At 73.4% G+C, this 9253-nt stretch carries 8 protein-coding genes and 1 pseudogene; 2 read left to right on the top strand and 7 right to left on the bottom strand.

Going from position 1 to position 9253, the window contains the following annotated elements; translation table 11 throughout:
* The 3 genes and pseudogenes from ACWCO3_RS26060 to ACWCO3_RS26050 all read right to left on the bottom strand — a co-directional run.
* Positions 1 to 759: pseudogene (locus tag ACWCO3_RS26060) on the bottom strand (hypothetical protein); the annotation flags it as partial.
* Positions 756 to 2294 carry a replication-associated recombination protein A gene (locus ACWCO3_RS26055; protein WP_145783813.1) on the bottom strand — a complete coding sequence of 513 codons (1539 nt, stop codon included), beginning with the start codon at positions 2292 to 2294 and terminating at the stop codon, positions 756 to 758. The pseudogene ACWCO3_RS26060 and the gene ACWCO3_RS26055, both read right to left, overlap by 4 nt.
* 74 nt (positions 2295 to 2368) lie before the next feature.
* The gene (locus ACWCO3_RS26050) at positions 2369 to 2581 is read right to left on the bottom strand and encodes a hypothetical protein (protein WP_030488373.1); all 213 of its coding nucleotides are present in this window, start codon (positions 2579 to 2581) and stop codon (positions 2369 to 2371) included.
* 129 nt (positions 2582 to 2710) lie between these two features.
* On the opposite strand from ACWCO3_RS26050, the gene ACWCO3_RS26045 reads away from it, so the two are divergent.
* Positions 2711 to 3451 (top strand): GNAT family N-acetyltransferase, encoded by a 741-nt coding sequence (locus ACWCO3_RS26045; protein ID WP_450012516.1) that lies wholly within the window; start codon positions 2711 to 2713, stop codon positions 3449 to 3451.
* Between the two features lie 18 nt (positions 3452 to 3469).
* On the opposite strand, the gene ACWCO3_RS26040 is transcribed toward ACWCO3_RS26045, so the two are convergent.
* The 4 genes from ACWCO3_RS26040 to aspS form a co-directional block, all read right to left on the bottom strand.
* Entirely contained in the window at positions 3470 to 4753 is a 1284-nt protein-coding gene (locus ACWCO3_RS26040) for an MFS transporter (protein WP_358163663.1), read from the bottom strand.
* A 55-nt stretch (positions 4754 to 4808) separates the two neighbouring features.
* Positions 4809 to 5408, bottom strand: a complete 600-nt coding sequence (locus ACWCO3_RS26035) for a helix-turn-helix domain-containing protein (protein ID WP_450012513.1) — start codon at positions 5406 to 5408, stop codon at positions 4809 to 4811.
* An 84-nt stretch (positions 5409 to 5492) separates the two neighbouring features.
* Complete coding sequence (locus tag ACWCO3_RS26030; RefSeq protein WP_450012512.1) at positions 5493 to 6305, bottom strand: sugar nucleotide-binding protein; 813 nt, start codon at positions 6303 to 6305, stop codon at positions 5493 to 5495.
* Between the two features lie 99 nt (positions 6306 to 6404).
* A complete protein-coding gene (gene aspS / locus ACWCO3_RS26025; RefSeq protein ID WP_358163667.1) occupies positions 6405 to 8210 on the bottom strand; it encodes an aspartate--tRNA ligase in 1806 nt (601 codons plus the stop codon).
* 155 nt (positions 8211 to 8365) lie between these two features.
* Between aspS and ACWCO3_RS26020 the strand changes: the two genes are divergently transcribed.
* Positions 8366 to 9094 (top strand): DUF998 domain-containing protein, encoded by a 729-nt coding sequence (locus ACWCO3_RS26020; protein WP_145783829.1) that lies wholly within the window; start codon positions 8366 to 8368, stop codon positions 9092 to 9094.
* The last annotated feature ends 159 nt before the right edge of the window (positions 9095 to 9253 follow it).

Here is a 9253-nt window from a genome sequence, read left to right as displayed (position 1 = left end):
CTCCGGGCCCGGCCGACGGCTCGGCGGGGCGGCGTCCGGACGGCGCAGCGGAGGCACGGCGTCCGGCTGTCCGCCGGCGGCGCTGGGATCCGGGCGACGACCCGTCGGGGCGCCGGAGCTCGGAGGGCCCACGGGTGGTCCGGGGGGAGCCGCCGCGGAGCGAGCACGGACCGGGCCGCCGGGCGCGTCCGGAATCGGGTGAGGGCCCGGTGGGCCGGCAAGGTCACCGCCGACCGGACTGGCGGTGGGTGGCGACGGCGGTACGGCGGCGCGGGCACCGGGGGCCGGTTGCACACCGCGACGCGCTGGCTGGCCAGGGGCAGGGGCACCGGGGCCGGCCGCGGGGGGCCGCTCGTCCGGGCGGCGGCCCGCCGGTGGCGCCTCCCCCGGCCAGGGGCCGTCGGCCGGCCGACGAGGGCCGGGACCGTCCGGGTCGCTCTGCCGCGGAGCGGGCGGCCCCGGGGTCTCCGGCGGCACCGGTACTCCTGCGCGCGCACCAGCCGGGGCACCCCGCTGCGGCCCGGCCGGCGCACCCCCGGGGGGGCGGTTCGGCTCTGCCGGGGCACCGTCCGGGCCCAGTTCGGTGCGTTGTTGCTTGGCCGAGCGCAGGTCGTCGATCCAGCCGAACTCCTCACCGGCGACCGGCTCCTCCGGCTCGGGCTCCGCCGCCCGACCCCGACCCCAGCGACGCGCCTTGGCGCGGGGATCGCGCCGCTCGTCCGCGCCCTCGTCCGGGCGGTCCCCACCACGCGATCTCACTGTTGACCCTCTCCTGCGGCGTCGGTGCCGCTGTCCTGCATAGTGCCGGTGGCGCCCGTGCCCGTCGCCGGGCGACCACTCTCGCCAGCAAGCGCCGACGCGGTCTGCGCCGTTACGGGTGACTCGACTGCCGGGGTGTCCGGACGGGCGGCCGGGGCCGGCAGACCACGCACGATGCGGCGCAGCACCGGCAGCCGGCTGGCCACCGCCCGTTCCGCCCCGTGCGGACTGGGCTGGTAGTAGTCGGTGCCCACCAGGTCGTCCGGGACGTACTGCTGGGTGACCACGCCGCGCTGGTCGTCGTGCGGGTAGCGGTAGCCGGTTCCGTGACCCAACCCTCGGGCTCCGGCGTAGTGCGCGTCGCGCAGCCCTCGTGGCACGGATCCGCCACGACCGGCCCGGACGTCGGCGATCGCGGCCCCGATGGCGGTGGTGGCCGAGTTCGACTTGGGGGCGGTGGCCAGGTGGATCACCGCCTGGGCCAGGTTGAGCTGCGCTTCGGGAAGCCCGACGTACTCGACCGCGTGCGCGGCCGCTGTGGCGACGCTCAGGGCCCCGGGGTCGGCCATCCCCACGTCCTCACTGGCGAAGATGACCAGGCGGCGGGCGATGAACCGGGCGTCCTCGCCGGCGACCAGCATGCGCGCCAGCCAGTGCACGGCGGCGTCCACGTCCGATCCGCGCATGCTCTTGATGAAGGCGCTGACGACGTCGTAGTGGGCGTCGCCGTCGCGGTCGTAACGCACCGCGGCCACGTCGACCGCCTGCTCGGCGGTGGTCAGGTCGATCCGGCCGGTGCCGAGCGCCGTGGCGGAGGCCGCCGCCGCCTCCAGCGCGGTGAGTGCCTTGCGGACGTCACCGGAGGCGAGCCGGACCAGGTGGTCCTCGGCCTCGGTGGTCAGTGTGAGCGCCGCGTCGAGGCCGCGCTTGTCGGCGACCGCGCGACGCAGCAGGCCCCGCACCGCCTCGTCGTCCAGCGGTTGCAGGGTGAGGAGCACGCACCGCGACAACAGCGGTGAGATGACCGAGAAGTACGGGTTCTCGGTGGTGGCCGCCAGCAACGTGACGGTACGGTCCTCGACGGCGGCGAGCAGCGAATCCTGTTGGGTCTTGCTGAACCGGTGCACCTCGTCGATGAAGAGCACGGTCTGCGCGCCGCCCGAGCGGCGCTGGCGGCGGGCCGTCTCGATCACCGCCCGCACGTCCTTCACGCCGGCGGAGAGCGCCGACATGGCGACGAAGCGACGGTCGGTCGCTCCGGCCACCAGATGCGCGATGGTGGTCTTGCCGCTGCCGGGCGGGCCCCAGAGGATCACCGACATCGGGGCGCCGCCGGAGACCAACTGCCGTAACGGGGCCCCCGGGGCGAGCAGGTGGTCCTGCCCGATCAGTTCGTCGAGGCTCGCGGGGCGCATGCGGACGGGCAGGGGCGAGTCGTCGGCCACCGCGGTGAAGCCGTCGACACCGGCGGGACCGTCGGGCGCGCTGCGCGACCCGGCGGGTTCACCGAGGGAGAAGAGGGCGTCGGACTCCATCACGAAGACAGTACCGGGCCGGGCCCACGACGCCGGAATCGCGCCGGGGGCCCGCCACCGGTGATCGGTTCCGGTCAGCCACGACCGGGGCGTCGGCCCCGGTACCAGCGGCCGCCGCCACCGCCGCGCGGGCCGCTGCCGACGCCGCCCAGGTAGAGCGAGAGCAGGAGGAGCCCGATGAGCACGAGAGTGTTCCAGTTGAACAGGTCCGGTGCTCCGAAGTCTGTGTTGAGCAGGTCGAGCAGCAGGGCGAAGCCAAAGACGATGGCCGCGAGAATGGCGAGCATGTCGGTCCTCCGGTGGGGGTTCCCAGTAGGTCGGCGCGTGATGTACCCAATCGGTCGGCTCGTCAATCTCCATGGTGGATCGGGGCAGGCAGGCGCGGGCGCTGCGCCCTCGACTCCTAGGCTGGGTCCATGATCACCGACGACCAGGTGCTGACGAACCGGGACGCCGTCCTGGGCGCTGTCGGCCACCACCCGTTCGCCCGGCACGCGCTCGGGCGGGCCACGCCGACGGCCGCGTACCAGCGCGACGGTGCCGTGCTGTGGTTGGTTCCGCCCGAACACGGACCGGCCGGCTGCGCGATCGGCCCTGCCGAACCGGCGCTGGAGATCTGTGTCGCGCTCGCCGCCGACGGGATGCTGCGCCCGGGACAGCGGCTGCACCTGCCCCGGCACGATCGCTGTCTGCTGACCGGGCGGCTGGCGGTGGCCGACCACAGCGACTGGGACTTCCACTGGACGACCACGCCACCACCGGCCCAGCCGAACGAGCAGGCGGTGGTACGCCTCACCGACGCCGACCTTCCCGCACTTGCGGCACTGGTCGACGAGGCCTTCCCCAGCAGCACCTCCCGCCCCGGCGACCCGCGGGTGGTCGACTGGTACGGCATCCGCGCCGGCGACCGGTTGGTGGCGTGCGGCGCCGACCGCAGCCAGGGCGACATCGGCTTCGTCGCCGGCCTGACCGTCGCCCCCGACCAGCGCGGGCGCGGGCTGGGCGCGTCCCTGACCGCAGGCATGACCCGGGCGCTGCTGGCACGCCACGACACCGTCGGGCTCGGCGTCTACACGCACAACGTCGGTGCGGCCCGGCTCTACCGTCGGCTCGGCTACACCTTCACCCTCCCGCTCAGCTCGATCCGCCTCGCCTGAGGTGCCGGCGACGTCTCGTCATCTCTCGGCGGGCACGGGGACTGCGGCCGGCTCGACGGCCGGGGCCGCCCGACGGCCGGCCAGCCAGGCGGGCAGGTAGAGCGGGGCGGCGACGGCCAACACCACGCCGCCGACCACCATCGCGGTGCTGACGCTGGTGGCGGCGGCGATAGCGGTCAGGACCACCCCGCCGAGCGCGGCGGCAGGCTGCCCCATCATCGAGTTCAGCGAGAGCACGCTCGTCCGGTACGGGCCGTCGACCTGCCGGTGCAGCAGCCCACTGTGCAGCGGATTCGACGCGCCGTGCACCGCGTAGCAGGCCAGGTACGCCACGAGCACCCCGACCGGCCCGGCGAACAGACCCATCCCGACCACCGTCACGCCCTGGAGGACGCGCAGCAGAGCGGCCCCCGGGGCGGCGCCCAACCAGCGCAACAGCAGCGGAGTCAGCGCCGCACCCGCCGCCGAGGCGAGCCAGGCAGCCGAGTTCGCCGGTCCGAGCAGCGCGGCGGCACGTTCCGGATCACCGATCACCTCGGCGAGCCGGACCGGCAGCAACGACTCGAAGGTGACCATGCCGAAGCCCCAGAACAGCTCCACCGCCACCAGGGCCAGCAGCACCCGGGAGCGGCGCAGCAGCCCGACCGCCTCGCCGATCATCCGGGGCGCCTGCACCACCGAGGACCGCAGCGCCGCGAACCCGGTGGCTGGCCGCTCCTCGACCAGCAGCACGACCAACGCGACCAGAGCGATCACCTGCGCCAGGATGGCGGCGAGCACGGGCACCGTCAGCGCGGTGACCGGCCCGATCGGACCCAGCGCGATCAGACCACCGCTGATCAGCGCGCCCCCGGCGATGGCCCCGCCGACGACGGTGCCGGCGTACCCGAGACCGCGCTCGTACTCCGCGTCCGGGTCGGCGGCCAACGTGGCATCGACGTACCAGGACTCCAGCGGGCCGCTGTCCAACGCCCGGTAGACGCCCTGCAAGGCCCAGACGATGAAGAACAGCACGAACGAGTCGGCCACCGCGAACAACGCCAGCGACGCCAGGTTGAGCACCCCGGCGGCGAGCAGCACCGGTCGGCGACCGAGCGCGTCGGCGAGCCCACCGGTGGGCAACTCCAGCGCCAGCACCAGCAGCCCCTGCGCGGTGCTGACCAGGCCGATCTGCGGCAACGACAGGCCGCGCTCCTGCATCAGCAGGATCATCACCGGGATCATCAGACCCGTGGGCAGCCACCGCAGGCCGTAGAGCGTGAGGTAACGACCCCGAACCTGGCGTACGGTCAGCGCGCTCACGCCGCCACCTCCGTTTGCGACTGCGGGGCTCGCAGACCCGGCTCACTCCTCGCGCTCACCAGCGCTCGTCCAGCCGTGGAAAGCCGGCCAGGAACAGGTGCACCGGCTTCACGTCAGCGCCTTCGGCCACGGGGTCGTCGCGGTAGCGCATCAACACCGCCCACAACTCGTCACTGAGGGCCCGCAGCCGGGTCGGGTCGAGCGGCAGCACCAGGTCACTCATGCCGACCGCGTCGCGCCAGTTCCGGGGTTGGTGGTGCTCGACGGCCAGCCAGCGCTGGGCCAGGTCCGCCATGACGCGCACCTGGTCCGCCTGAATCCACTGCACGGCGGCACGGGCGTCCGGATCGTCGTCGAAGTCGGTGGGCTCGAAGTCGCTGACGTCGTGTGCCGACTGCCACCAGCGCTGCCGGCTGGTGCCCCGGGCGGGGTCCTCGGTCACGAGCCCCACCTCGGCGAGTTGCCGCAGGTGGTAGCTCGTGGCACCGGTGTTGGTGCCGAGCTTCTCGGCCAGGGCCGTGGCGGTCGCCGGGCCGTCGACGCGGAGCGAGCCGAGCAGCCTCATCCGCAGCGGATGGGCCAGCGTGCGGACCTGTCGGTTGTCCAGATGGACGCGGCGCGGCTCGGCCGGGCCGCCGGGGGAAGGGCTCTCCATACCCGCACACTATCTCTGCACAGCTTCTATGCACAACTGTTGTGCATAGAAGCTGTGCATCTGGTTCGTGCAGGAGTCTGTCGCTCAGGGAGTCAGGAGCTCACGCACCCCACGCAGCCGGGTGCGCAACAGGGCGGCCGCTCGCGCGCTGTCCAGGCGTACGTCCAAGGGACGCACCAGACCGGTGGCCGCCCCGGTGGTGGTCCTCAACCCGGCCGCGTCCAGGCCGTACCGCTCGGCGACCAGCAGACCCAGCTCGGCCCGGCTCACCGCGTCCGGGCCGGCCACGTTGAGCAGCCCGGCGTACGACGAGGCGACCAGTTCCAGCACGGCGTCGGCCAGGTCGGTGACGTCGACCGGGCACCGCAGCTCGTCGGAGAACAAGACCGCACGGCCGGCGAGCGCGTCCCGGCAGAGCTGGATCTGTTTGCTGCCCTCCCCCAGGATCAGCGAGGTACGCACCAGTGCCGCAGCGGGGTCGATCGCCCGCACGGCGGTCTCGGCCGCGGCCTTCGCGGCGCCGTACGCGTGCACCGGCGTCGGTGGTTCGTCGTCGGCGTACGGCGTGGGTCGGCCGGCGTGCAGGGCGTCGCTGGACACGTGCACCAGCCGGGCACCGGCCTCGGCGGCGGCGAGCGCCACGTGCGCGGCTCCGTCGGCGGTGACCGCCCAGTCCCCGTACCGATAGGGGGTCCCGACCACGGCGTCCGGCCGCACCTCGGCGACCAGCGCGCGCACGGCGGACCGGTCGGTCACGTCCAGCCGCCGTGCGTCAACCCCCGGCACGCCGATCAGACCGGAGTGGAACGTCCCGACCACCGACAGACCGGCGTCGACGGCCCGCGAACACACCGCACGCCCCAGAAGCCCACTGCCCCCAACAACAAGCACCCGCATGAGCCCACTCCCCCGCCAACGATCAAGAGGTTTGCGTCATCTCGCCGGGCGATGATGACGCAAACCTCTTGATCAACCAAGCAAGGGCCGGGGGTGCGGTCAGACCGGGTCTGCCACCGGGGCTGCTCCGCCTGCGGTGCCGGTGTGGGCGGTGGCGGGCGGCTTGGGCTTCGCGTCGATGCCGGCCTCGGTGCGCTGCTGGGCGGTGATCGGGGTCGGAGCGCTGGTCAGCGGGTCGAACCCACCACGGGTCTTCGGGAAGGCGATGACCTCACGGATGGAGTCGGCCCCGGCGAGCAGCATGCACACCCGGTCCCAGCCGAAGGCGATGCCGCCGTGCGGCGGGGCGCCGTACTTGAACGCCTCCAACAGGAACCCGAACTTGTCCTGCGCCTCCTCGGGCGTGATGCCGAGCAGGTCGAAGACCCGCTTCTGCACGTCACCCCGGTGGATACGGATCGACCCGCCGCCGATCTCGTTGCCGTTGCAGACGATGTCGTACGCGTACGCCAGGGCCCGGTCCGGAGCCTCCTCGAACCGGTCGACCCACTCGGCGTTCGGCGAGGTGAACGGGTGGTGCACGGCCGTCCAACCGCCCTCGTCCGTGCGCTCGAACATCGGCGCGTCGACCACCCAGCAGAACGCCCAGGCGCTCTCGTCGATCAGGCCGGAGCGCTTGGCGATCTCGACCCGAGCGGCGCCGAGCAACTCCTGCGCCTCCCGGGTGGTGCCGCTCGCGGCGAAGAAGACCGCGTCGCCCGGCTTGGCGCCGACCGCGTCGGCGAGCCCGCCCAGGTGCTCGGCGGAGAGGTTCTTCGCCACCGGCCCGCGCGCCTCGCCGGTCTCGGCGTCCAGCACCACGTACGCCAGGCCGCGTGCGCCGCGCGCCTTCGCCCAGTCCTGCCAGCCGTCCAGCTCCTTGCGGCTCTGCGAAGCGCCACCCGGCATCACCACCGCGCCGACGTAGCCGCCCGCGTCGATCGCACCGGCGAAGACCCGGAACTCGGTGCCGCGCAGGTACTCGGTCAGCTCGGTCAGCTCGACCCCGTAGCGCAGGTCCGGCTTGTCGGAGCCGTACCGGGCCATCGCGTCGTGCCAGGTGATCCGTGGGATCGGCCCGGAGATCTCGTGCCCGGCCAGGTCCTTCCACAGCGTCGAGACGATCGCCTCGCCGAGGTCGATCACGTCGTCCTCGGTGACGAAGGACATCTCGATGTCGAGCTGGGTGAACTCGGGCTGCCGGTCGGCCCGGAAGTCCTCGTCGCGGTAGCAGCGGGCGATCTGGTAGTACCGCTCCATGCCGCCGACCATCAGCAGCTGCTTGAACAGCTGCGGCGACTGCGGCAGGGCGTACCAGCTGCCCGGCTGAAGACGCACCGGGACCAGGAAGTCGCGGGCGCCCTCGGGGGTCGAGCGGGTCAGCGTCGGCGTCTCGATCTCCAGGAAGTCCCGCTCGTGCAGGACGCCCCGGGCGAGGTGGCTGGCGCGCGAGCGCAGCCGCAGCGCGTTCGCCGGGCCGCTGCGGCGCAGGTCCAGATAGCGGTACCGGAGCCGGATGTCGTCGCCGGCCTCGATCTGGTCGTCCACCGGCAGCGGCAGCGGGGCCGCCTCGGAGAGCACCTCCAACTCGGCGGCGGTCACCTCGACCTCGCCGGTGGGCAGCTCCGGGTTCTCGTTGCCGTCCGGCCGACGGGTCACCTCGCCGATGACCTTCACGCAGAACTCGTTGCGCAGCGCGTGCGCGTCCTCCTCGCGGAACACCACCTGGACAACGCCGGAACCGTCGCGCAGGTCGACGAAGATGACCCCGCCGTGGTCGCGCCGGCGGGCCACCCACCCGGCGAGCGTCACCGTCGAGCCGGCGTCCGCGGCGCGCAGGCTTCCGGCATTGTGGGTACGGATCACGGCTGGCAACTCCTCATCGTGGAACAGTCCTCACCGGCATTCTGTCAGGGGTGGCCGTCCCACCTCCGGGGCACCCGCCAGGCCGGCGTGATTCGCAGGTGGGGCGGACCGGCGAACCCGACTCGGCCGACGGCCCTGCCGGTTAACGTGGCGAAATGCGGCCCGTACCGAACTGGGCCGTCGCCACGGCGGCGGCGGCACCCGTGCTGCTGGTGGCCGGTTGGACGGTGGCGGAGGCCCGACAGCCCGTCGGGTACGACCCGGTCCGGGACACCATCAGCGAGCTGGCAGGACAGGACGCCACCGACGCCTGGATCATGGTGGTGGCCCTGGTGCTGCTCGGCTGCTGTTACCTGTCGGTCGCCGCCGTCCTGCACGCGGCCGGGCTGCCCAGCCGTTTCCTGCTCGCGATCGGTGGGGTGGCCACCATCGCGCTCGTCGCCTTTCCCCGGCCGCCGGTCGGCGGTTCGCTCAGCCACGGCGTCGCGGCGACGGTGGCCGTCCTCGCCCTGGTGCTCTGGCCGGCCGGCTCGGCACTACGGCTGCCGCGCGGCCACGACACCGAGCACCCCACCCAACCGGAACCGCCCTGGGCGTTCCGCCGGGCGGTCGGGCTGAGCGCCACGCTCGTGCTGCTCGCGCTCTTCGGCTGGTGCGCGTTCGAGGTGACCAGTGGGTCCCGCACGGGGTTGGCCGAGCGGGTCACTGCGGTGGCGGTCTCCCTCTGGCCGCTGCTGGCGGTCCTCTCCGCCCGGCGGGCACACCTCGCCTGGTCGACCGCCGGCACCGTACGCGTCGGCCCGGACCTGCCGACCATCGGCGTCGTACCCCCCGATCCGCTCGGACCACCGAGCGGGCCCGCTTCTGGCGACCGGCTGCCGTGAGACCTCACCCGGTCTGATCCAGCCGTCGGGCCGCCCACCCGAACGTGGCTGGGCGGCCCGAACGCGGCCTGGGAACCGCGTTGGTGTCGCATCGCTACGATCGCCCGATGTCTGCCGTTCCCCGCTGGGCCCTGCTGTCAGCCGGTGGCGCACCAGTGT

This window comes from Micromonospora sp. NPDC002411, from assembly GCF_053592955.1.
The sequence above is the reverse complement of the archived record's forward strand: the minus strand, read 5'-3'. Positions and strand labels throughout refer to the sequence as shown.